The following is a 22,393-nucleotide window of genomic DNA, read 5'->3' on the forward strand; positions in this document are numbered from 1 at the left end:
TGCACCTGAAGGAGGGACTGGAGCCTGCGGGCAGCACAGGTTTCCGGCTGCACGTGCGCGGCTGACCGCCGGCCCGACACCCCGAGCTGGGCGCGGGCAATGCCCAAACGGCGTGCTGCCTCAGTCCGGGGCCGGTCTTCGACCGTGCCGTCCCCCTTGCCGAGGTGCCGGACGGTTGTCGGGCGATGGACGGCGCACATCACTTTCTGAGCGCGGGGGCTGGCGGCACGGGTGTGGTTGCTCCCGTGCCGCGCGGCGCCCTCGTGATGTCAGGCGGCGCGCTTCACGTGGCGGACCAGCCACATCAGCAGGGCGTCCAGGTCGGCGGCGGCCGAGAGGACCCGGTCGACCGCCTCAGGGGTGTGCAGCCACTCCTCGCAGCCGAGGGGACGGGCGGCGATCAGCGAACGGTGGCGCAGCAGGTTCGTACGGGAGTGGTCCGTCGGATAGCCGCGCGGGGAGCGTTTCATCACGTCCCCGGAGATGTCGTAGCCCTTCTTCCGTACGTCCTCGACGATGGCGGACAGTTCGCGGCCGCTCCTCTCGGAGGCCACGGCTTTGCGGAACGTGTCCACCTGGCCGGGATCGGGGTACCACCAGGCGCCCTGGATCCGCAGGCCGTCCAGGGAGAACCGAAGACCGATCTCGATCTTGCGGCCGAGCCGGATCACCGCGCCCTGGTGCTGCCACCACCAGGAGTCGGTGCGGTAGTGCCAGACGGAGAAGTCCTCGTACCGGGGGTCGGCGTCCGCGACCTCGTTGAGCAGGGCGATCATCGGCTGCCGGACCAGGCGTTCGCGGTCCGCGCGGTAGCGCTCGCGGGTCGCGTGGGTCGGTTCGCCCTGGAGCTGCCACAACACGTCCATGGCCTGCTCCGGCCAGCCGGTGAACTGTCCGCGCATGCGCGGAGGATAGCTCACCGATGATCCGCGCGCGGAGAGTGAGACGGGCAGGGTCAGGCGAAGGTGGCGGGCATGGTCAGCTTCTCCGACGGGGCGGGGCCGGCGCCGTCGGCCGTGTACGTGGAGCGCGAACTGCCGCCGGGAGGCACGTCCGCGTACCTTGCGGCCCGGGGCGGCGGGGCCCGTTCCTTCGCCCTGTGGGCCGACGATCAACGCCGGGAGCGGGTGGCCACCGTGGTGACCCTGTCGGCCGGCGGCGTCGCGAGGTTCCAGGTGCTCGGCGCGCACGGCGAGGTCATCGGCACGCTCATGCGCGAGAAGGCGCTCCGCGGCAGGGGCCTGCGCACCCGCTGGACCGTGCACCAGCCCGGCGGCTCCGAAGCGGTCGGCTTCAAGGGGAGGATCGTATGGTGGTGGATGTGGTGGCTCCTGCTGCCCCTGATGACGGTGGTCCTCGTGATCAGCGTCTTCGACAGCGTCCCTGGCAACGAGGGCGGCATCGCACGCGCACCCCGGCGCATCCGGTGGCGCGCGAACGGGCAGGTCCCGCTGGAGTTCAGGTCCAAGGGCGACAAACTGCACGTACACGCACCCGGTGTGGACTGGCGGCTCGGGGCCGCGCTGATCGCCCTCCTGCGCAGCTTCAACGCCGGCGCGTGGGACTCGGTGAAGGAGTGACCCGAGGGACGACGCTCCGGCGCGGTGCGTGCTGTGGCGGCGGAAGTTGGTGTTCTGGGGCCGCGCACCGTAGAACTGGGCCTCATGTCTGATCAGTGGCCGGCCCAACGCCCGGCGCCAGGGCCCTTGCCCGGTCCGCCCGGCGGGTACGGGCCGCCACGGTTCCAGGAGGTCAGTGCCGGGTACCGGCGTTGGGCCGGCGTCCTGCTCTGGCTCGCGATCGCCGTCGCGGTTCTCATGGTGGTCGCGTTCGTGGCCAGCATCGTCTTCCTGGTGAAGGCAGACGCGGACGTGGACAACGCCGTCTACGGCTATCTCGCGATCTTCCTCTGGTTCGGGATCGCCGCCGCGATCCCGGTGCTGCTGGCGCTCGGTATTCCCGCAATCGTCATGACGCGGCGTGTACGGCAGCAGGAGCGGCTGGGCCACGATGCTGTGTACCGAGGGCTCAAAGTCGGCGAACAGTAGCCGCGTGAACTCCAGGCGCGACTCGTAGATCACGTGTTCCTGTGTCGTCGCCGACCAGTGCGTGCCGGAAAAGTGCTTCTGCCCTTGTACCAATGAAACGTCCGCCACGGAGCAGCCGACTCCAGAAGCCCCACCGACACAGTGATCCACGAGAGGTCCTCGGCCACCGCGCCGTCGCGCCGACGGACGCTGACCGTGACAGCCGAATCGTCCATGACGTACCCCCAACCCGGGCGATACCCCGCAAAGTCTCAGCGTCGCTGCACAAGTGGTGCTGATATGCAGTCAACTCTGAGACCGTGAAGCGGAATCTGAGACCCCACAGCGCTTCACCTGCACCCTGAAGGGCAGAGCACCGCGCAAGATCAGAGGCAGACAGGGCGTAGTTCACGTCACACGAGATGTGACAGGAATGACTGACGGCCTGTGATCGTTGATGATGGGATACCAACCGACGACTGAAGGATCGAGAGCTCGTGAGCAAGGTCCCCCCGATCATCCTGAACAACGGCGTCGAGATGCCGCAGCTGGGTTTCGGTGTCTGGCAGATCCCGGACGACGAGGCGGAGCAGGCGGTCACCACCGCTCTGGAGGCCGGGTACCGCAGCGTCGACACCGCCGCCGTCTACGGCAACGAGAAGGGCACGGGCAAGGCTCTGGGCGCCTCCGGCATCGCCCGTGAGGACCTCTTCGTCACCACCAAGCTCTGGAACAACGACCAGGGTTACGACTCGACGCTGCGCGCCTTCGACACGTCCCTGGCCAAACTCGGCCTCGACTACGTGGATCTGTATCTGATCCACTGGCCGATGCCGGCCAAGGACAAGTACGTGGACACGTACAAGGCGTTCGAGAAGCTGCTGGCCGACGGCCGCGTCAAGTCGATCGGCGTCTCCAACTTCTTTCCGGAGCACCTGGACCGGCTGATCGAGGCGACGTCCGTCATCCCGGCCGTCAACCAGATCGAGCTGCACCCGCACCTGCAGCAGCTCGCCTCGCGTGAGTACCACGCGGAGCAGGGCATCGCCACCGAGGCCTGGTCGCCGCTCGGCCAGGGCAAGGGCCTCCTGGAGGTCCCGGCGATCGTGGCCATCGCCCAGAAGCACGGCCGTACGCCCGCGCAGATCGTCCTGCGCTGGCACATCCAGCTCGGCAACGTGGTGATCCCCAAGTCCGTGACCCCGTCCCGGATCAAGGAGAACATCGAGGTCTTCGACTTCTCCCTCGACACCGAGGACATCGCCGCGATCAGCGCCCTCAACGAGGACCGCCGCATCGGCCTGGACCCGGCAACCGTCAACTGACCGCATATCCCTGGCCCGTTGGAAGCCGCCGCCCGATGCATCGCACTTGGGCGGCGGCTTCCGGCCTGAGTCGGGCCGTACGCCACGTACTCGACAAGTAACGTTCCGCCGTGCGGCCTAAGGCCGGGCGCGGCTTCCTCGCCACGTGGTTCAGGGTCGGTCAGGGTCGTCCGGAAGCGACTTCCCGGACAGAAGGGCCCCACAGTGCGTATGCGAACGCAGACCCTCGCCGTTGCCGCCGGAGCCGCGCTGCTCGCCGCCGGGGCGCTCCCTGCCGGCGCGACCGGCAGCCCCATCAGGGCGCGGGAGGGCACGGTCGGTGCGACCGACCTGCTGGCCGAGGTGGCGTCCTGCTCACGGATCTCGGACGGCCTGTACCGCACCGACGAGGAGGCCTCGCCCTCCGTCCCCGTCTGCGGCAAGGAGGGCGCGGTGTTCTGGAAGGCCGACATGGACATCACCTGCGACGGTCAGGTCACCGCCCGGTGCAACCGCGACACCGACCCGTGGTTCCACCCCGGCACGGCCTTCCCCCAGTCCGACGGCAGCCCGCTGAACTCCGAGACACTGCCGTACGTCGTCGTGCCCGGCCCCAGCGACATCTGGAACTACGCGGACGCCGGCATCAAGGGCGGCAGCGTGGTCGCCGTCATCCACGACGACCAGGTCCAGTACGCCGTCGTCGGCGACACCGGTCCCAGGAACATCATCGGCGAGGCCTCGTACGCCACTGCCGAGGCCCTCGGCATCGACCCGGAGCCCTCCACCGGGGGCGCCGCCTCGGGCGTGACCTACATCCTGTTCACGAACTCCCGCGTCTCCCCCATCGAGAGCCACAGCGCGGCGGTGTCCCTGGGCGAGTCGCTGGCGAAGCGGTTCCTCCGGGACAACTGAGCAGGCGGCAGGCTCGGGCTCGGCACCGCGGCGGTGCCGAGCCGGGCCGCCGTGGCTCAGACCGGCTGGCCGATCGGCCGCACGACCACGGTGTTCACATCCACACCGCTCGGCTGCCGGATCGCCCAGACGATCGACTCCGCGATCTGGTCGGAGGTGAGCAGATGTCCGGGCGGCAGGCTCCCGTAGTCGTCCCAGAACGGCGTTTCCACCCGGCCGGGCGCGATGAGCGTCACGCCCACGCCGTACTCGGTCACCTGCCGCCGGGTGTTCTCGGCGAGCCCGGTCACGGCCCACTTGGTCGCCCCGTAGATGTTGCCGGGCCCGTGGACGAACCCGGCGACGCTGCCCACGAGCACGATCCGCCCCCGTGTCTCCTTCAGTTGGTCGATCGACGCCCGGATGAGCAGCGCGGGGCCGAGCACATTGGTCAGCACCATGTCCCGCCATCCGGCCGGATCACCCTCGGCGACGGAGTCGTGCGTGGCGAAGCCGGCGTTGGCGACAACGGTGTCGAGCCGTCCGAACTCCTTCGCCGTCGCCTCGACGGCCGCCTGGACGTGGTCGTAGTCGGCCGCGTCCCCGGTGATGGTCAACAAGCCCTCGGGGTTGCCGAGTTGGTCAGCGAACCCTCGCAAACGCTCCGCCCCGCGCCCCGTCACCGTCACCCGGTGCCCGGCGTCGAGCAGCTGCCGTGCCGCCGCCGCGCCGATCCCGCTGCCGCCGCCGGTGATCAGCGCCACTGGTGAGTCAGTCATGTGTCCCCCCAAGCCTTGTGTCACGAATGGCCCGAAGTCCATCACTTGGAGTGCTCTCGATGTCAACACATTCCGGCAGACGCCTTCGTCAGCACGTCCGCCGGTAGGACACACCGGGCAGATACGTACGCCACTCCTCCTCGGTCGCGCCACCGTCCGCCCGAGCGCACGCGGCCGCGGCGGCCCGTCCCGGTTCCAACGGGTAGTCCCGCCATGGGCAGATGAGGTGTGGCGACCCTCAATTCCCCGCTGTCCAACGTGAATCCGACCGCGAGGACCGGCCCGTCCCCCGCCGGGACGGACGCGGGCGACAACCGGTGGACGCGATCGCGCAGGAAGCGGTGAAGCGGGACGTCCTGGCCGCGTACTTCGAGGAGTGCCGCACGCGCGAGGTGCGGGGCGCCCGGGTCACGGTGTACGCGCGGCCGGGCGCCTGCTGACCGGGCAGGGTTACGCGGGCTTCACCCCGACGTACACCGTCTGGGCCGCCAGGACGAAGACGTCCGGGCGGTGGTGGACGCTCGCCTTGTCGTCAGGGTCGAGGAGCCGGTCGAGGGTCGCGAGGTCGTCGGCGTCGAGACCGTCGGCCAGGCCCTCCCGGCGGTGGGTGAGGGTGGTGGCCACAAAGGCTCGGACCTCGTCGGAGACGGGGGCGGGCAGGTCGAGGAGGAAGGTGCGGGTCGCGGTGTGGCGCAGGCCGGCGGCGGTCAGGAGGGCGGGCCAGTCCTCGGTCTCCTCCACTGCACCGGGCAACTCGGCCCGCATCTTGGCGAACCACTCCTCCTGCACCGCGTCGATACGGGACTGCAGGCCCGGGCGGCCGATACCGATGTCGCGCGGCAGGTAGCGCGAGGGAAGGCCGCCTTCGAGGAGGGCGAGGGCGCCGCCGGGTGCGAGACGGCGGGCGAATTCGGTGAGGGCGGCGCGCTGGTCGCCGACGTGATGCAGGGTCCTGCTGGACCAGACGAGGTCGGCGGGATACTCCAAGTTGCTGATTCCGTCGGCCAGTTCGGCCTCCAGAGTGCTGAACCGGTCGGCGATCCCGTGCTCGGCGGCGCGGGAGCGGGCGGCTTCCAGAAGGGGCGCGGACCCGTCCACGGCGACGACCCGCGCCTGCGGGAACGCGTCCGCGAGGAGGCAGGAGATGACACCGGGCCCACTGCCCACGTCCGCGATCAGCTCCGGCTCGGGCTTCCACTCCCGCAACCACCCCGCCGCTTGCCGGTACACCGGAGCGAACAGCTCCGCTTCCTGCTCCAGCATGGGCAGCCACTCGGCGAAGTCGATCTGCGTGTGATCGTGCTGATGCGCCATGGTTCATGACCTCTCATTCGGCTTGCGTCCAGAGTGCTCCGCGAATCCCCGAAACGGCTACTCGCGTTGCCGAAACAGCAAGCCGAACTTGTACATGAACTGGCCCCGGGGCTGCGCCCCGGACCCTCGCCAGGGGGTGGTGGATGACACTGCGTGTCGCGGCTGCGGGTGCGTCGTGGCTGGTCGCGCAGTTCCCCGCGCCCCTAAAAGCAAAAGCCTGCGGCTCCCCGCACCCCGAAGACCCCGGCGCCCCGGGCAAGCCCGTGCCCCCGACGACCCGCAGCTTCCCTCCGGCGGGAGGGGTCGTGGGCCGGTGCGTCGTATGTCCGTCGCTTAGGGCGCGTATTGAGTCGTGATCATTGAGTGGTCCGGGTGAGGATCAACCTCTCCCACTAAGGGATGTCCCGTAACTGCTGATCTGCTCTGAGCGGGCTGCACGCCTGGGGCTGGTGCGATGCCGATGTGTTGGGCTGGAGGCGTCAGCCGCGGTCGGATGCGTTTTCCAGCAGGTGGTCGATGTGGCGTTGGAGGGTGGCCAGCGCCGTGGCCGGGGAGTGGTGGCCTGCCAGGACGTGGACCGTGAGGCCGTCGGCCAGGGCGAGGAGCGTGTGTGCTTCGCGATCGGGGTCAAGGCGCTGGAGGATTTCCTGGGTGTCCTGGCCGTAGCGGATGAGCCACGCGATGAGGCCGTGGAGCTTGGCATAGGTGTCGTGCAGGACGGCGGCCAGTTTCTCGCTGGCAGGGGCATGCGTGATAAAGGCCAGCCAGACGTGAGCCTGTGTCCTCGATTCCTCATCCAGCAGGGCGAGTTCGGCCAGGGTGTGGGACAGCAGGGTCGACGCGGCCTGGGGGGTGGATGTGGCAGCGATGCGCTGGTTGGCGCGTTCGCTGACGTGTCGGGAGATGTGCTCCAGCGCGAAGAGCAGCATGTCCTGCTTGGTGCGGAAGCACCGCTGGACAGCGCCCATGGACACATTGGCCTGGGCCGCGACGTCGCGGAGGCTGACGGCCTCCATGCCGGAGCGCGCGATCAGGGTGCAGACCGCCTCGGCGATCCGTCGGCGTCGGTTCTCGTAGTCGACCTGCCTGGGCACGGTTTGCTCCTTCCCGCGTTCTGATGCACTTGCATCGTATCCGGATTCACTGCACGATGTGATGCGATCGCATCGGAACGATGCGCGGACACCGGGAGGGAAAGCTCGTCATGGCGAAACAGCTCCAGAGGACGGACAGCAGCTCAGGTCAGGGGCTGCTGTGGCTGTTCGGTGCCATCCTCGTCATCCAGGGCTTCGGCTCCGCCATCACGGAGGCCGGGTGGGATACAAGCTTTGGCGTCGCTGGCCTCCTGCGGGCAGCCCATATGCCTGAGTGGGCAACGCTCCTGGTCGGCTTCGCTGGTTTGGCCCTGCTGGGAATGGCGGCGCGCCGTCACTACGCGAGGAGGCGGGCGGACCGCCACCCGTGAGAAGTCCGCAGGCCAACTGGCGAGCTGGGATGCTCCGGGTGTGGCTGGTGTGATCACGGCGTCGGAGCCGTCTTGGATAGCCCCGTTCACCGGGCTGAGCCCGCGGCTGTTCGGCAAGCTGGTGACCTCGCTGCGGCGCGAGGGCGCTGATGCTGTGCGGCGGGGCCGGCCGTGGAGCCTGCCGCTGGAGGACCGGGCGCTGCTAGCAGCGGCGTACTGGCGCACGAACTTGACCCTGCGGCAGCTGGCGCCGCTGTTCGGTGTATCGAAGTCCGCCGCGGATCGAATCATCGACGACATCGGTCCGCGCCTGGCGCTGCAGCACCGGCGCCGGGACCGGCGGGACACGGTGCTGATCGTGGACGGCACCCTGGTGCCCACGCGTGACCACACGGTCACCGAGCAGTCCAAGAACTACCGGTACTCCACCAACCACCAAGTCGTCATCGACGCGGACACCTGTCTGGTCGTCGCGGTCGGCCAGCCCGTCGCGGGCAACCGCAACGACTGCAAGGCGTGGGAGGAGTCCGGTGCCAAAGCAGCGATCGGAAAGACCACCACGATCGCCGACGGCGGCTACCGCGGCACCGGGTTGGTCATTCCCCATCGCCGCAAGCGCAAGGACGAAGAGCTGCCCCCTTGGAAGGAGGAGCACAATCGTTCACACAAGAACGTCCGCGCCCGCGTCGAGCACGTCTTCGCCCGCATGAAGACCTGGAAGATCCTCCGCGACTGCCGCTTGAAAGGCGACGGTGCGCACCACACCATGCTGGGCATCGCCCGCCTGCACAACCTTGCTCTTGCCGGATAACCCGGCAAACCACGAGGTCACTATCAGCGAAGCACCGTAACGCGAGATGAATTGCGGGACGTCCCTTAGGGCCGATCCCACAGGCTGATCAAGTCGATACGCGCCTGGTTGGCCCATATGCTGTGGTCCTGCGATCATCCGCACATGCTCATGCTCGACGATGACCTCGGACACCTTTCCTACGACATAGCCGGTGACGGCTCGCCCGTCGTTCTCGTGCACGCCGGTGTTGCCGATCACCGCATGTGGGACGCGGTCGTGCCCTCTCTCGCAGAACGGCACACCGTGATCCGGTACGACCTGCGCGGCTTCGGCGAGTCCGCACCCCCGACCGGCCCGTTCCGCGAGACCGACGACCTGCGTCGTCTCCTGGACCACCTCGGCCACGAACGTGTCCGGCTCGTGGGCGCGTCCTGGGGTGGCCGCGTGGCCCTGGACTTCACGCTCACCCACCCGGACCGGGTGCACTCACTGGCGATGCTCGCCGCGCCCTGGCCGCGATACCACTGGTCCGCGGACATGATCGCGTACGACGAGGCCGAGACGGCGGCTCTGGACGCGGGCGACCTGGACGCCGCCGTACGTATCAACCTGGACATGTGGCTACGCGGACCCGCTCGCAGCTGGGATGACGTGGCCGACGGACTGGCCGGCCAACTCCGCAGCCCCCTGCGGACATCGCTGGCGAACCAGGCCACCGTGGGCCAACACTCCCAAGGTCCCGCGACCGGCGACCTCGCCGCCATCTCCGTCCCCACACTGGTGGGCGTCGGCAAACTCGACGTCACCGACTTCCAAGACATCGCCCGCCGCTACGCCACTGAGATCCCCGACGCCGCCCTGGTCGAGTTCGCCACCGCCGCCCACCTCATCGCAATGGACGCGCCCGCCGAACTCAGCGCGGTACTGGGTCCATTCCTCGCCCGTTAGGGCGCGTATTGAGTCGTGATCAGTGGGTGGTCCGGGTGAGGTCTTTGATCCAGACCATCGAGGCGCGCAGGTGGAGGCCGGCAAGGTAGCTGTCTGGGGTCTTGTCATATCGGGTGGCGATGCCTCGCCAGGCCTTGAGCTTGTTGATCAGGCGCTCGACGGTGTTCCTCTCCTTGTAGAGGTCGGCGTCGTGGCTGACGGGCCGGCCTCCCCCGGAGCCCTTCTTCCTCCGGTTGACGGCCTGGTCCTTCTTCTCCGGGATCACTGCCTTGATGCCGCGTCTGCGCAGGTGGGTCCGGTTGCCGCGGGAGGAGTAAGCCTTGTCGGCGGCGACCGCGTCCGGCCGGGTGCGGGGGCGCCCGACGGGGCCGCGGACCCGTAACTTCTTGAGGACGGGGATGAACTGCGGGCTGACCGCCGCCTGGCCCGCTGTCAGCACGAACGCCAGCGGGCGGCACTTGCGGTCGGCGGCGAGGTGGACCTTGCTGGTCTGCCCGCCTCTGGAACGTCCCAGCAGAGCGGCCTTCAGCCGGAGTTTTCGTCGGCGCCGGATGCGTCGCCGCTCTTCGCGCTCAGGGTCGGTGTCGGTGTCCTGTCCGTCTTGTTCTTCGAGGCTGCCCCTTTTGACTTGGCCTTTTCCGCCTCGGCGGCAGCCTTCTCCAGGACGGTGAGGACGTCCTGGGCCAAGTGCATCCCGGCTGCGTCGTGGTGAGCGCGCGCGGTCGTGGAGTCGATGCTGACCAGGGACAGATCCACCGCACCCCGCTTCGCGGCTTCCGCGGTCAGGCCCTCCAGCAGGGCCTCGAAGATGCCGCCGTCGCGCCACTGCCGGAAGCGGTTGTGGACGGTTGACCAGGCGCCGAACTCCTGTGGCATCTCCCGCCACTGTCCGCCGGTCCTGAACCGCCAGATCACCCCCTCGAACTGCTGCCGCAGTTGCTCGGGATACGGGCCGTACTCGCCGATCGGCAGGTACGGCTCGATGAACTTCCATTCCTCGTCCGTCAGTTGCACTCGCGTCACGCAAGAACGTCTACCGGTCCAGGCCCCGCTCCGAGGGCGAATCCCGCAGATTGATCACGACTCGATACACGTCCTAGCTTCGGTCTCGGAGAACCAGGACCTTGTACCAGGCCAGGGTCGTATGCCCGCCCTGCGACGGGCTGACGCACCGGCCCGCGACCCCGCACCCCAACGAACCCAGGGGCGCGGGGAACGGCGCGAGCAACCACAACGCACCCGCAGCGTCAAACTGCTCAACCAGCGGTAGCTACAGCGCGGGGTACGCGTTCTTCATCAGCTCCTGGAACTGCGCCGAGAACCAGTGCCCCGACAGCGGAGCGTCCGGCAGCGCACCCGACATGTTGAAGTTGTTACGAGGGTTGCCCTCGTACGTCGGGTCGCACATCCGGTCGAAGCCCTTGCCCTCGTCGTTCGGGATCTCCTTGCTGGCCCCGTCGGACTCACCCGGCGGCTTCATCCACACGTACGCGTCGATGCCGGAGGCAGGCGCGGCCTGCGGGCGCTCGCCGAGGCCGGCGCCGGACTGGTTGCACCAGTTGCCGGTGTTGAGGCGACGGTCGTAACGGCCGCCGTCGACGTAGGTGTCCACACTGGTCGTCGCGCCAGGCCCGGTGGGCCGGGAAGCGCCGCCCCAGCCGTTGCGGGACGTGTCGATCAGCATGCCGATGTCCGAGTTGAAGCCGACGGAGACCAGCTTGTCGCGGAAGGCCTGGGCGAAGGACTGCTCGTCGACGTAGCGGTTCCAGTCGACCCACTTCGACTCACGGACCGACTTGCCGGCCACGTTGTCGTTGATCGTGAAGTGGTCTTCCTTCAGCGCGCTGTAGTTGGCGGTGTTGGTGATGAAGCCGTGGACGTCGTTCACCGTGGCGCCCTCGGCGGTTGCCGCCTGCTTGAACAGATCCGCCGACGGGCCGAAGTTGTCGTCCCAGCCGATCCAGCCGTGGTGTCCGGCGTCCACGTAGTTGTAGACGTTCTCCGTGTCGCCGAGCTTGTTGAGTGCGTAGCCGACGCCCTTGACGTAGTTGCCGTTGGCCTTCATCACGTCGCACTCGGGCGTGGCCGTGGGACGGCTGCCGGTGTTGGTGACGAGGTTGGGCAGCGAGTCGATCTCGACCGTGGTGACGATGCGCAGGTCCGCGTACTTCGGATCGGCGAGGATCGCGGCGATCGGGTCGATGTACTCGGTCTTGTACTTGTCGATCTCCGTCGGACCGAGTTCGCCATTCGACGCCAGCGCCGCGCAGTCACGCCCCGGCAGGTTGTAGATGACGAGCTGGACGACCAGTTCGTCCGAGCCCTTCTGTTCCAGCGCCTCGTCGAGGTGGTCGCGCAGCCCCATGCCGCCGTTCACACCGTTGATGGCCGCGGTCCGGTCCAGCCACACACCGGTGGGCTGGTTGGCGATGCGGCTGCCGCCGGTTTCGGCGGCGGCCTTCGCGGACCACTCCGGGTTCACGTACACCTTGGCGCCCGAGTACGGGTTGTCGACCTTGGGGCCCGTCGGGTCGGGCGGATCGGTGGGACCGCCGCCACCGTCGACGTTGCAGGTCACGCCGTCGAGCGTGAAGGTGGCGGGCATCGCGTTGGTGCCGCTGTACGAGGCGTTGAAGCCGAAGCTGATCGAACTGCCCGTCGACAGCGTCCCGTTGTAGCTCTCGTTGGCGGCGGTGACCGCGTTGCCGCTCTGGCTGAGGTTGGCGTTCCAGCCGCTGGTGATCTTCTGGTTTCCGGCGTACGACCACTTCACGGCCCAACTCGACTTGGCAGCCGTGTGGTTGGTGACCGTGACCGCGGCGGTGAAGCCGGAGTCCCACTGGTTCTGCACCTTGTAGTCGACGGTGCAGGGGACGGCGGCCGGACCGGCGTCCGGGGGCATCGCCGCGACAGCGGTGCCCGTTCCTCCGACGAGCAGCGCTAACGCTGCCAGCAGTACGGTTCTGGTACGGCTCATGATGTGCGGGTTCCTATCCGTCGAGGGAGCGCAGGCGATCGCGCAACCCGATGCCGAACGACGTCGGTGTGCCGTCGTAGTTGGAGATCAGGGCCGGACCGGTGTTGCAGTTCCAGGTGTTCCAGGTCCAGCCGAGGTACGACTGCTCGCGCTCGTCGAACCACGCCATGACGCGGTCGATGAAGGAGTGCGCGCAGGTGTTCTCGCCGATCTCGCCCGCCACGAGCGGCACTTGGGCGGCGACCGGGCCGAGCGTGGAGTCCCAGCAGCTCTCGTTGGAGCAGGTGTTGAAGTTGTAGACGTGCCAGGCCGCGGCGAGATTGCCCGCCGGATCACTCGGCTTGTACGTCAGCCACTGGCTCAGGTCGTTCGAGTACGCGAGCCCGCCCGCCAGGATCACGTTGGTGGCGCCGGTCTCGCGGATCGTGTCGATCAGGTCCTGCATCCCGGCGACCTCGTAACCGATGCCGGGGCAGGTGCCGCCGTCCCGCCAGCAGGTCCACGCCTGTTCGGCGGTGGACGTCGCGCGGTCCGGGTAGGGCTCGTTGAACAGGTCGAAGACGACGGTCGGGTCTTCCTTGAAGGTGCTGGCGACCGAGGCCCAGAAGGACGGCGTGTACTGCATGTTGGGCATCGGCTTCTGGCAGCTGGCGTGCACGTCGGCGCAGCCCGCCGAGTTGCCCGTGTACTGGCCGTGGGACCAGTGCAGTTCGAGCATCGGCGTCATGCCGTGCGCCTTGACCTTGGTCACCAGGTCCTTGACGGCGGCGATGTAGTTGGCGTCGGCGTACTCGGGCTTGATGTTGGACAGGCCCAGCCAGCACTCCTCGTTCAGCGGAATGCGGACCGTGTTGACGTTCCAGTCGGCGATCGCCTTGACCGAGGCGTCGTCCACCGGTCCGTCCCAGATGCCGTACCCCTGTACGCACGCGAACTCGCCGCCGGAGCGGTTGACGCCGAGCAGTCGCCGGGTGGCGCCGCTCTCGTCGACGAGCTTGTTGCCGGAGACCTTCAGGACGGGCGGGCCGTCCGTGGGAGCGGGCGGATCGGGCGGGACCTCGGCGTCCACGTTGCACGTGGTCCCGTTGAGTTTGAAGGACAGGGGCGCGGCGGTGCTCCCCGACCCCGAGGCCAGGAACCCGGCGCTGATGCTCGCTCCCGAGCTCAGCGCTCCGTTCCAGTTCTCGTTGGCCGCGGTGACGGTCCTCCCGGACTGGGACCACTTGGCGTTCCAGCCCTGGCTGACCTTCTGTTCGCCGGCCAGGTCGAAGGAGAGGCTCCAACTGCTCAGCTCGGCGGTGTTGTTGGTGATTTTCACGGCGCCCTGGAAGCCGGCGTCCCACTGGCTGGTGACGGAGTACTCCACCGTGCACGCGGGCGCCGCTGCGGAAGCCGTGCCGACCGGTGCGATGGCGCTCGCCGCAAGGGCGAGTGCCGCACCGGCCACTAAAAGAGGTAAACGCGGGGGGTGTCGCATGAGCGACTCCTCACAGCTCTGACACGCCGTCACGGACGCATCGACTGATGGAATCGCTCCCACTGGTGCGGACGAAGGTAGCGCCAAGTGATGGCAAAGAACAGAGGAGTAACCAAGGAGTTGACATGTTTCCTACAGATGTCCCTATCGAATCTTTTCGACTCTTCAAGCACCTTGACCCTTGACATCCCCCTCCCCAAGATGGGAGCGCTCCCACTGGTTCAAGGCTTGTTGCTCCTCCCCCCATCTCCGAGCCGCAAGGAGAGGAACCAGAGACATGGCAGGCAGAAAGAGACGCCGTGCGCGGCGGTTGTGGACCGCTGTCACGGCGGCCCTCGCACTCCCCCTCACCACACTGGCGACAGGATCGACTCCCGCACAGGCGGCGGCAGTTGAGTGCAATGTCGACTACAAGACCAACGACTGGGGATCCGGTTTCACCGCGGAGCTGACCCTCACCAACCGCGGCTCCGAAGCCATCGACGACTGGACGCTGACGTACGACTACGCCGGCAACCAGAAGCTCGGCAACGGGTGGAGCGGCACCTGGTCGCAGTCCGGCAAGACCATCACCGTGAAGAGCGCCTCCTTCAACGCGAAGATCGCCTCCGGAGCCGCCGTCACCACCGGCGCGCAGTTCACGTACAGCGGGACCAACGCCGCACCGACCAACTTCGCCGTGAACGGCACCACGTGCGCCGGCGCACACCAGCCGCCGATCACCGTGCTGACCAGCCCCGCCGCGGGCGCCGTCTACACACAGGGCGACGCGGTCCCGCTGGCCGCCACCGCCGCGGCGGCCGATGACGCGACGATCAGCAAGGTCGAGTTCTACGACGACACGAAGCTGCTCGGTACGGACACCACGTCGCCGTACACGCTCTCGGTCAACAGCCTGGCCGTGGGCAGCCATTCGCTGGTGGCGAAGGCGTACGACAGTCTGGGTGCCTCGGCGGACTCCACCCCGGTCGGCATCACGGTCGCCTCGGGTCCCGCCGTGGTGGCCTCGCCTGCCCAACTCGGCGTCCAGCAGGGCAAGACGGGCACGTTCGACGTGAAGCTGTCGACGCAGCCGAGCGCGAACGTCACGGTCTCCACCGCCCGTACGGATGGCAATACGGGCCTGTCGGTCACGGGCGGCTCGTCGCTCACCTTCACGCCGTCGAACTGGAACACGGCCCAGAAGGTGACCATCACGGCCGGCGACTCCGGTACCGGCTCGGCGACTTTCGAGTCGACGGCCACCGGGCACGCCAAGGCCACGGTCACCGCCACCCAGCTCGCCGCGACCAAGGCGTACGACGAGCGCTTCCTGGAGCTCTACGGCAAGATCACCGACCCGGCGAACGGCTACTTCTCCCCCGAGGGCATCCCGTACCACTCGGTCGAGACGCTGATCGTCGAGGCGCCTGACCACGGCCATGAGACGACGTCGGAGGCGTACAGCTATCTGATCTGGCTCCAGGCCATGTACGGCAAGGTCACCGGCGACTGGACCAGGTTCAACGCCGCGTGGGAGACCATGGAGAAGTTCATGATCCCCACGAAGGCGGACCAGCCGACGACCTCCTTCTACAACGCCTCCAAGCCCGCCACCTACGCGCCCGAGCTGGACACCCCGAACGAGTACCCGGCGAAGCTCGACTCCGGCGTCTCGGTCGGCCAGGACCCGATCGCCTCGGAGCTGAAGAGCGCGTACGGCACGGACGACATCTACGGCATGCACTGGCTGCAGGACGTCGACAACGTCTACGGCTACGGCAACTCGCCCGGCAAGTGCGAGGCGGGCCCGAGCGACACCGGCCCTTCGTACATCAACACCTTCCAGCGCGGCTCGCAGGAGTCGGTGTGGGAGACGGTGCCACAGCCGACCTGTGACGCCTTCAAGTACGGCGGAAAGAACGGGTACTTGGACCTGTTCACCGGTGACGCCTCCTATGCCAAGCAGTGGAAGTTCACCAACGCGCCGGACGCCGACGCGCGTGCCGTGCAGGCCGCGTACTGGGCCGATGTCTGGGCCGAGGAGCAGGGCAAGGGCTCCGAGGTCTCGGCGACGCTCGGCAAGGCCGCGAAGATGGGCGACTATCTGCGCTACGCCATGTACGACAAGTACTTCAAGAAAATCGGCAACTGCGTGGGCCCGTCGACGTGTGCACCCGGCACCGGCAAGGACGCCTCGCACTATCTGCTGAACTGGTACTACGCCTGGGGCGGCGCCACCGACACCTCGGCGGGCTGGTCCTGGCGCATCGGCTCCAGCCACGCCCACGGCGGCTACCAGAACCCGCTGGCCGCGTACGCGCTCAGCTCGTACGCCGATCTGAAGCCCAAGTCGGCAACAGGGCAAGCGGATTGGGCCAAGTCGCTCGACCGGCAGCTGGAGTTCTACCGCTGGCTGCAGTCGAACGAGGGCGCCATCGCGGGCGGTGCCACCAACAGCTGGAAGGGTCACTACGCGACCCCGCCGGCCGGCACGCCCACCTTCTACGGCATGTACTACGACGAGAAGCCGGTGTACCACGACCCGCCGTCCAACCAGTGGTTCGGCTTCCAGGCGTGGTCCATGGAGCGGGTCGCCGAGTACTACCAGCAGACGGGTGACGCGGACGCCAAGGTCGTGCTCGACAAGTGGGTCGACTGGGCGCTGTCCAAGACCACGATCAACCCGGACGGCAGCTTCCGCATCCCCAACACGCTCCAGTGGTCGGGTGCGCCCGACACCTGGAACGCGTCAAGTCCCGGTTCCAACAGCGGACTTCACGTCACCGTCGCCGACTACACGAACGATGTCGGTGTGGCCGCCGCGTACGCCAAGACCCTGACGTACTACGCCGACAAGTCCGGGGACACCGAGGCCGCGTCGACCGCCAAGGCACTGCTCGACGGCATGTGGACGAACAACCAGGACGCGCTGGGCATCGCTGTCCCGGAGACCCGCGCCGACTACAACCGCTTCGACGACGCCGTGTACATCCCCAGCGGCTGGACCGGCACGATGCCGAACGGTGACGCGATCAACTCCTCGTCCACCTTCGACTCCATCCGCTCCTTCTACCAGGACGACCCGGCGTGGTCGAAGATCGAGAGCTATCTCGCGGGCGGCGCCGCGCCCACGTTCACGTACCACCGGTTCTGGGCCCAGGCGGACATAGCGCTCGCCATGGGCTCGTACGCGGAGCTCCTCGAATAGCCCCCGTCGCTCCGTGTACAGGGCCCTACCGACGGGGCCCACGGCCGGGCGGGCCCCCTCCTCCTGGGGGGTCCGCCCGGCTCCACTGCGCACTTCCTCCTCCCCCCATTCCCCCGCTCCAGGAGAGGACCCCCACCGTGCGAAGAACCGGAAGAACCATCAGAAGGGGCCGCGTTCTCACGGCCGTACTCGCGCTCGCGGCCGGTCTCCTCGCGGGCAGTCCGTCCGCGATGGCGGCCCCGCCGGTCGAGAGGCCGGTGAGCGTCGCCGCCGACCCGTACACCTGGAAGAACGCCCGGATCGACGGCGGTGGCTTCGTGCCGGGCATCGTCTTCAACCGGAGTGAGCAGAACCTCGCATACGCCCGCACCGACATCGGCGGCGCCTACCGCTGGCAGGAGTCGACGAAGACCTGGACCCCGCTGCTCGACTCCGTCGGCTGGGACGACTGGGGCCACACCGGCGTCGTCAGCCTCGCCTCGGACTCGGTCGACCCTGACCGGGTGTACGCGGCCGTCGGCACGTACACGAACAGCTGGGACCCGAAGAACGGTGCCGTGCTCAGGTCCGCCGACCGGGGCGCGAGCTGGCAGAAGGCAGATCTGCCGTTCAAGCTGGGCGGCAACATGCCCGGACGCGGCATGGGCGAGCGGCTCGCCGTGGACCCGCACAAGAACAGCGTGCTGTATCTGGGCGCCCCGAGCGGCAAGGGCCTGTGGCGGTCCACGGACTCGGGCGCCTCCTGGTCGCAGGTGACGAACTTCCCCAACGTCGGTAATTACGTGCAGGATCCGAGCGACACCAGCGGCTACGCCTCCGACAACCAGGGCATCGTCTGGGTCACCTTCGACGAGTCGACGGGCAGCGGTACGAACGCCACGCAGACGATCTATGTCGGCGTCGCCGACAAGGAGAACGCGGTCTACCGCTCGACCGACGCGGGCGCCACCTGGTCCCGACTGCCCGGCCAGCCCACCGGATACCTCGCCCACAAGGGCGTCCTTGACGCCGAGAACGGCCACCTCTATCTCGCGTACAGCGACAAGGGCGGCCCGTACGACGGCGGCAAGGGACAGCTGTGGCGGTACGCGACCGAGTCCGGGACCTGGACGGACATCAGCCCGGTGGCCGAGGCCGACACGTACTACGGCTTCAGCGGGCTGACCGTGGACCGGCAGAACCCGGGCACGGTGATGGCGACCGCCTACAGCTCCTGGTGGCCGGACACCCAGATCTTCCGCTCCACGGACAGCGGCGGCACCTGGACGAAGGCCTGGGACTACACCTCGTATCCCACCCGCTCGAACCGCTACACCATGGACGTCTCCTCCTCGCCCTGGCTGACCTGGGGCGCCAACCCCTCACAGCCCGAGCAGAGCCCCAAACTCGGCTGGATGACCGAGGCGTTGGAGATCGACCCGTTCGACCCGGACCGGATGATGTACGGGACGGGCGCCACGATCTACGGCACCGAGGACCTCGGCAAGTGGGACAGCGGCGGCCAGTTCACCATCAAGCCGATGGTGCAGGGCCTGGAGGAGACGGCCGTCAACGACCTCGCCGCTCCCCCGTCCGGCGGGGCGCAGCTCTTCAGCGCACTCGGTGACATCGGCGGCTTCAGGCACACGGACCTCACCAAAGTGCCCTCGATGATGTTCACTTCACCGAACTTCACCACGACCACGAGCCTCGACTTCGCCGAGACGAATCCCGGGACCGTGGTGCGGGCCGGGAATCTCGACGCGGGTCCGCATATCGCCTTCTCCACCGACAACGGCGCCAACTGGTTCGCGGGGACGGATCCTTCGGGTGTCTCGGGCGGCGGCACGGTCGCCGCGGCCTCCGACGGCAGCCGTTTCGTGTGGAGTCCGGAGGGTGCGGGCGTGCACTACGCGACCGGGTTCGGCTCGTCGTGGTCCGCGTCGAGCGGGATTCCGGCGGGCGCGATCGTGGAGTCCGACCGGGTCGATCCGAAGACCTTCTACGGCTTCAAGTCCGGGAAGTTCTATGTCAGTTCGGACGGTGGCGCCACCTTCACGGCGTCGGCCGCGACCGGTCTGCCGAGCGGGGACAGCGTGCGCTTCAAGGCGCTGCCCGGCACGAAGGGCGACATCTGGCTGGCGGGCGGTGCGAGCGACGGCGCGTACGGGCTGTGGCACTCGACGGACGGCGGCGTGAGCTTCACCAAGCTGTCGGGGGTCGAGGAGGCCGACACGATCGGCTTCGGCAAGGCCGCGCCCGGCGCCTCGTACCAGACGCTCTACACCAGCGCCAAGATCGACGGCGTACGCGGCATCTTCCGCTCCACGGACCAGGGTGCGACCTGGACGCGCATCAACGACGATGCGCATCAGTGGGGTTGGACGGGTGCGGCCATCACCGGGGATCCGCGGGTGTACGGGCGGGTGTACGTGTCGACGAACGGGCGCGGGGTCGTTTACGGGGACACGGCGGGATAGTGGCCGCGTAGATGACCCGGCCCGGCCTGGCCTGCGCGGTGTGCGCGGGCCGGGCCGTGAGCCGGTGGTCTCTTACTGCCCGGGCTGGGACAGGTGAGCCTTGGCCTCCTCGTATCCGGCGTCGCCGGTGGACTCGGCCCGGGTGTAAACGAGGTGCAGTACGCCGGACCCGAAGGTCTTCGAGGAGAGCAGGCGCAGCGGGATCGTGGTCTCGGCCTCGTCGAAGAGCCGCATTCCGTGGCGTACGGCGATCGGGTGGACCAGCAGGTGCAGCTCGTCCAGGAGGCCGGCGGCCAGCAGTTGGCGGACGACGGAGATCGAGCCGCTCAGGGAGATGACCCCGCCCGGCTCGTTCTTCAGCGCGGTGACGGTCTCGATGAGGTCGCCCTGGAGCTGTTCGGAGTTCCGCCAGGTGAACTCGAGCTTCTGGTGCGAGGCCACGATCTTGCGTGTGTCGCCGAGGATCTTGGCGAAGCCGGCGTCCTCCCCGCCTTCCGCCTCACGCTCGGGCCACGCCCCCGCGAAGCTGTCGTAGGTCTTGCGACCGAACAGGATGGTGTCGACCCCGTCGAACAGCGAGCCGACGGCGGCCCCCATGTCGTCGTCGAAGTACGGGAAGTGCCACTGGTCGGGAGCCTCCACGACGCCGTCGAGCGAGATGAACAGGCCTGCGGTGATCTTCCTCATGGTGATTCCTTCCGAAGAGCTGCTTGGTGAAGTTGTCTCTGTAGACCGTGGGAGCCGGGTGAACTCATCGGTGCTCAGCGTGCCAGTACGACGTGGTGGAAATCCCGGCAATACGGAAGGGGCCCCGCGACGGACGCGGGACCCCTCCGGTACCTCAGGTGCGCCGGACCGTCAGGGTGCGTAGACGGTCGGGCGGGGAGCCGTCGCCATACCGCTGCCGATGTGGAAGCTGGGGTGCGGTGGCTGGTTGTAGGCGGTGTTCTGCCAGGCCAGCGCGACGCGGTACATCGGGTCGTGGAGCAGGGTGGTGATCTTCGTGCTGGTCTCGTGCGGGGTCGAGTAGATCCTCAGGGCCGTGTTGTCCGCGGTGCGCCAGACGACCTCCTCGCGCCAGTCGCCGAGGATGTCGCCGGAGAGCGCCGGGGTCGCCTTGGTGCCGTTGTTGGACGCGACGGAGGCGCCGGTCAGCAGACGGGTGTCACCGCTCGTGCCGTACTTGTCGATGCGGGTGCCGTCGAGGAGTTCGCGGGTGGTGTCGCCGTCCCACCAGTTCACGAAGTTGATGCTGGACGGCTCGCGGCCGAGCGAGGCTCCGCCGGCCGAGCGGAGTGTGGTGTCGGCGGCGGACCAGGACTCGGCGCCTGCCGAGCCCGCGTGGATGTCGGCGGAGACGCCGCGGCCGTTGTCGGAGCCGGAGGCGGTCTGCCACAGGATCTGTCCGGTGCGCGCGTCGGCCATCCAGGAACCGGGCTTGGAGCTGTCCTCGGACACCTTGAAGTACTCGAGTCCCGAGCGGGACGGGTTGAGATCGCCGACATGACCGGCGTCCCCGTGGCCGAGCTTGGTCGTCCACAGGCCGTGCCCGTTGTCGTCCACGGTCATCGCGCCGTACACGATCTCGTCCTTGCCGTCGGCGTCCACGTCCGCGATGGACAGGCTGTGGTTGCCCTGCCCGTCGTAGCCCTTGCCGGTGTTGGTCGAGGAGTTGGTGTCGAAGGTCCAGCGGCGCGTGAACTGGCCGTTCCGCCAGTCCCAGGCCGCGATCACCGAGCGCGTGTAGTAGCCGCGGGCCATGATCAGCGAGGGCCGCTCGCCGTCCAGGTAGGCCGTGCCTGCGAGGAAGCGGTCGACGCGGTTGCCGTACGAGTCGCCCCACGAGGCGACGTTGCCGCGCGCCGGAACGTAGTCGACCGTCTGCATCGCCTTGCCGGTCTGCCCGTTGAACATGGTCAGGAACTCTGGCCCGGACAGCACGTACCCACCGGAGTTGCGGTGGTCGGCGGACGCGCTGCCGATCACCGCGCCGGTGCCGTCCCGTGTGCCGTCCGCGGTCTTCATGGCGACCTCGGCCTTGCCGTCGCCGTCGTAGTCGTACACCTGGAACTGCGTGTAGTGCGCGCCCGAGCGGATGTTGCGGCCCAGGTCGATGCGCCACAGGCGGGTGCCGTCCATCTTGATGCCGTCGACGATGGTGTTGCCGGTGACGCCGGACTGCGAGTTGTCCTTGGCGTTGGTCGGCTGCCACTTCAGTACGAAGTCGAGGGCGCCGTCGCCGTCGAGGTCGCCGACGGAGGCGTCGTTGGCCTCGTAGGTGTAGCCGTCACCGCCTGCCGGGGGCGTGATCGGTACGTCCTTGTATCCGCTGCGGAACTGGATGGCGTGCACGGAGTCGCCCTGCTCCACTCCGTCCACGATCGCGCGGACCGTGTAGTCGGCGGAGTTGGGGGCGCCGGAGTGGAAGTAGTTGGTGGAGCCGGTGATCGGCGTCGAGTTGACCTTCGTACCGCCCCGGTAGACGTTGAACGACACGTTGCCCGGGTCGGTGCCCAGCCAGCGCCAGCTGACCAGGTTGCCGCTCCCGGTGTGGACGCTGACGACGCCCCGGTCGAGTCCCTCGACCTGCCGGGCGACCGCGGCCTCGGCCGAACTCACGTTGAACGCGGTGACCCCGGTGGCGGCCAGGGTCCCGGTGACGACGGTGGCGAGCAACAGGCGGAGCTTCTTGCGTCTGCGATGCGGGTACCGCACGGTGACGTACCTCCTGGGTGGGGGCAGAGGAGTTCCACTTCCTCAGTCGCC

18 protein-coding genes and 1 pseudogene are annotated in these 22,393 nt (G+C 68.2%); 10 read left to right on the forward strand and 9 right to left on the reverse strand.

The genetic code is table 11. The features are described from left to right. Positions 1 to 269: 269 nt before the first annotated feature. A complete protein-coding gene (locus IEZ21_RS19535; RefSeq protein ID WP_246567923.1) occupies positions 270 to 902 on the reverse strand; it encodes a DUF2461 family protein in 633 nt (210 codons plus the stop codon). Positions 903 to 974: 72 nt separating this feature from the next. Between IEZ21_RS19535 and IEZ21_RS19540 the strand changes: the two genes are divergently transcribed. From IEZ21_RS19540 to IEZ21_RS19555, 4 genes are all read left to right on the forward strand, one after another. Further along, entirely contained in the window at positions 975 to 1,580 is a 606-nt protein-coding gene (locus IEZ21_RS19540; RefSeq protein WP_189323208.1) for a hypothetical protein, read from the forward strand. An 84-nt stretch (positions 1,581 to 1,664) separates the two neighbouring features. Continuing rightward, complete coding sequence (locus IEZ21_RS47680; RefSeq protein ID WP_246567925.1) at positions 1,665 to 2,048, forward strand: hypothetical protein; 384 nt, start codon at positions 1,665 to 1,667, stop codon at positions 2,046 to 2,048. A gap of 518 nt (positions 2,049 to 2,566) precedes the next feature. Continuing rightward, positions 2,567 to 3,352: an aldo/keto reductase gene (locus IEZ21_RS19550; protein ID WP_189323457.1), complete on the forward strand. Its 786-nt coding sequence runs from the start codon at positions 2,567 to 2,569 to the stop codon at positions 3,350 to 3,352. A 204-nt stretch (positions 3,353 to 3,556) separates the two neighbouring features. Beyond that, positions 3,557 to 4,246 carry a glycoside hydrolase family 75 protein gene (locus IEZ21_RS19555; protein ID WP_189323209.1) on the forward strand — a complete coding sequence of 230 codons (690 nt, stop codon included), beginning with the start codon at positions 3,557 to 3,559 and terminating at the stop codon, positions 4,244 to 4,246. A 56-nt stretch (positions 4,247 to 4,302) separates the two neighbouring features. Here the strand turns inward: IEZ21_RS19555 and IEZ21_RS19560 are convergent, their stop codons facing one another. Continuing rightward, positions 4,303 to 5,004 carry an SDR family oxidoreductase gene (locus IEZ21_RS19560; RefSeq protein WP_189323210.1) on the reverse strand — a complete coding sequence of 234 codons (702 nt, stop codon included), beginning with the start codon at positions 5,002 to 5,004 and terminating at the stop codon, positions 4,303 to 4,305. A gap of 317 nt (positions 5,005 to 5,321) precedes the next feature. On the opposite strand from IEZ21_RS19560, the gene IEZ21_RS48445 reads away from it, so the two are divergent. Next, on the forward strand, positions 5,322 to 5,444 hold the full coding sequence (locus tag IEZ21_RS48445) for a hypothetical protein (protein ID WP_281399453.1): 123 nt from the start codon (positions 5,322 to 5,324) through the stop codon (positions 5,442 to 5,444). A 10-nt stretch (positions 5,445 to 5,454) separates the two neighbouring features. Here IEZ21_RS48445 and IEZ21_RS19565 read toward each other — a convergent pair whose 3' ends face one another. Together IEZ21_RS19565 and IEZ21_RS19570 are read right to left on the reverse strand one after the other, a co-directional pair. Then, positions 5,455 to 6,318, reverse strand: coding sequence for a class I SAM-dependent methyltransferase (locus IEZ21_RS19565; protein ID WP_189323211.1), 864 nt, complete (start codon positions 6,316 to 6,318; stop codon positions 5,455 to 5,457). Positions 6,319 to 6,797: 479 nt separating this feature from the next. After that, positions 6,798 to 7,412: a TetR/AcrR family transcriptional regulator gene (locus IEZ21_RS19570; RefSeq protein WP_189323212.1), complete on the reverse strand. Its 615-nt coding sequence runs from the start codon at positions 7,410 to 7,412 to the stop codon at positions 6,798 to 6,800. Positions 7,413 to 7,522: 110 nt separating this feature from the next. On the opposite strand from IEZ21_RS19570, the gene IEZ21_RS19575 reads away from it, so the two are divergent. The 3 genes from IEZ21_RS19575 (at position 7,523) to IEZ21_RS19585 (ending at position 9,524) form a co-directional block, all read left to right on the forward strand. Then, the gene (locus IEZ21_RS19575) at positions 7,523 to 7,783 is read left to right on the forward strand and encodes a hypothetical protein (protein ID WP_246567927.1); all 261 of its coding nucleotides are present in this window, start codon (positions 7,523 to 7,525) and stop codon (positions 7,781 to 7,783) included. Between the two features lie 40 nt (positions 7,784 to 7,823). Continuing rightward, positions 7,824 to 8,594: a transposase gene (locus IEZ21_RS19580; protein ID WP_189323214.1), complete on the forward strand. Its 771-nt coding sequence runs from the start codon at positions 7,824 to 7,826 to the stop codon at positions 8,592 to 8,594. 144 nt (positions 8,595 to 8,738) lie between these two features. Continuing rightward, positions 8,739 to 9,524, forward strand: a complete 786-nt coding sequence (locus tag IEZ21_RS19585) for an alpha/beta fold hydrolase (RefSeq protein ID WP_189323215.1) — start codon at positions 8,739 to 8,741, stop codon at positions 9,522 to 9,524. A gap of 19 nt (positions 9,525 to 9,543) precedes the next feature. Here IEZ21_RS19585 and IEZ21_RS19590 read toward each other — a convergent pair. The 3 genes and pseudogenes from IEZ21_RS19590 to IEZ21_RS19600 form a co-directional block, all read right to left on the reverse strand. Further along, a pseudogene (locus IEZ21_RS19590) lies at positions 9,544 to 10,547 on the reverse strand (IS5 family transposase). Between the two features lie 247 nt (positions 10,548 to 10,794). Further along, entirely contained in the window at positions 10,795 to 12,501 is a 1,707-nt protein-coding gene (locus IEZ21_RS19595; RefSeq protein ID WP_189323216.1) for a glycoside hydrolase family 6 protein, read from the reverse strand. Positions 12,502 to 12,514: 13 nt separating this feature from the next. Continuing rightward, on the reverse strand, positions 12,515 to 13,978 hold the full coding sequence (locus tag IEZ21_RS19600) for a cellulase family glycosylhydrolase (RefSeq protein WP_189323217.1): 1,464 nt from the start codon (positions 13,976 to 13,978) through the stop codon (positions 12,515 to 12,517). 277 nt (positions 13,979 to 14,255) lie between these two features. Between IEZ21_RS19600 and IEZ21_RS19605 the strand changes: the two genes are divergently transcribed. Further along, positions 14,256 to 17,168: a glycoside hydrolase family 48 protein gene (locus IEZ21_RS19605; RefSeq protein WP_189323218.1), complete on the forward strand. Its 2,913-nt coding sequence runs from the start codon at positions 14,256 to 14,258 to the stop codon at positions 17,166 to 17,168. A 158-nt stretch (positions 17,169 to 17,326) separates the two neighbouring features. Beyond that, positions 17,327 to 19,627 carry a beta propeller repeat protein gene (locus IEZ21_RS19610; RefSeq protein ID WP_189323458.1) on the forward strand — a complete coding sequence of 767 codons (2,301 nt, stop codon included), beginning with the start codon at positions 17,327 to 17,329 and terminating at the stop codon, positions 19,625 to 19,627. Positions 19,628 to 19,699: 72 nt separating this feature from the next. On the opposite strand, the gene IEZ21_RS19615 is transcribed toward IEZ21_RS19610, so the two are convergent. Beyond that, positions 19,700 to 20,314: a dihydrofolate reductase family protein gene (locus IEZ21_RS19615; protein ID WP_189323219.1), complete on the reverse strand. Its 615-nt coding sequence runs from the start codon at positions 20,312 to 20,314 to the stop codon at positions 19,700 to 19,702. 171 nt (positions 20,315 to 20,485) lie between these two features. Next, positions 20,486 to 22,342, reverse strand: a complete 1,857-nt coding sequence (locus IEZ21_RS19620; RefSeq protein WP_189323220.1) for a rhamnogalacturonan lyase — start codon at positions 22,340 to 22,342, stop codon at positions 20,486 to 20,488. Between the last annotated feature and the right edge of the window lie 51 nt (positions 22,343 to 22,393).

This window comes from Streptomyces flaveus (assembly GCF_014647675.1).
Classification (GTDB): domain Bacteria; phylum Actinomycetota; class Actinomycetes; order Streptomycetales; family Streptomycetaceae; genus Streptomyces; species Streptomyces flaveus.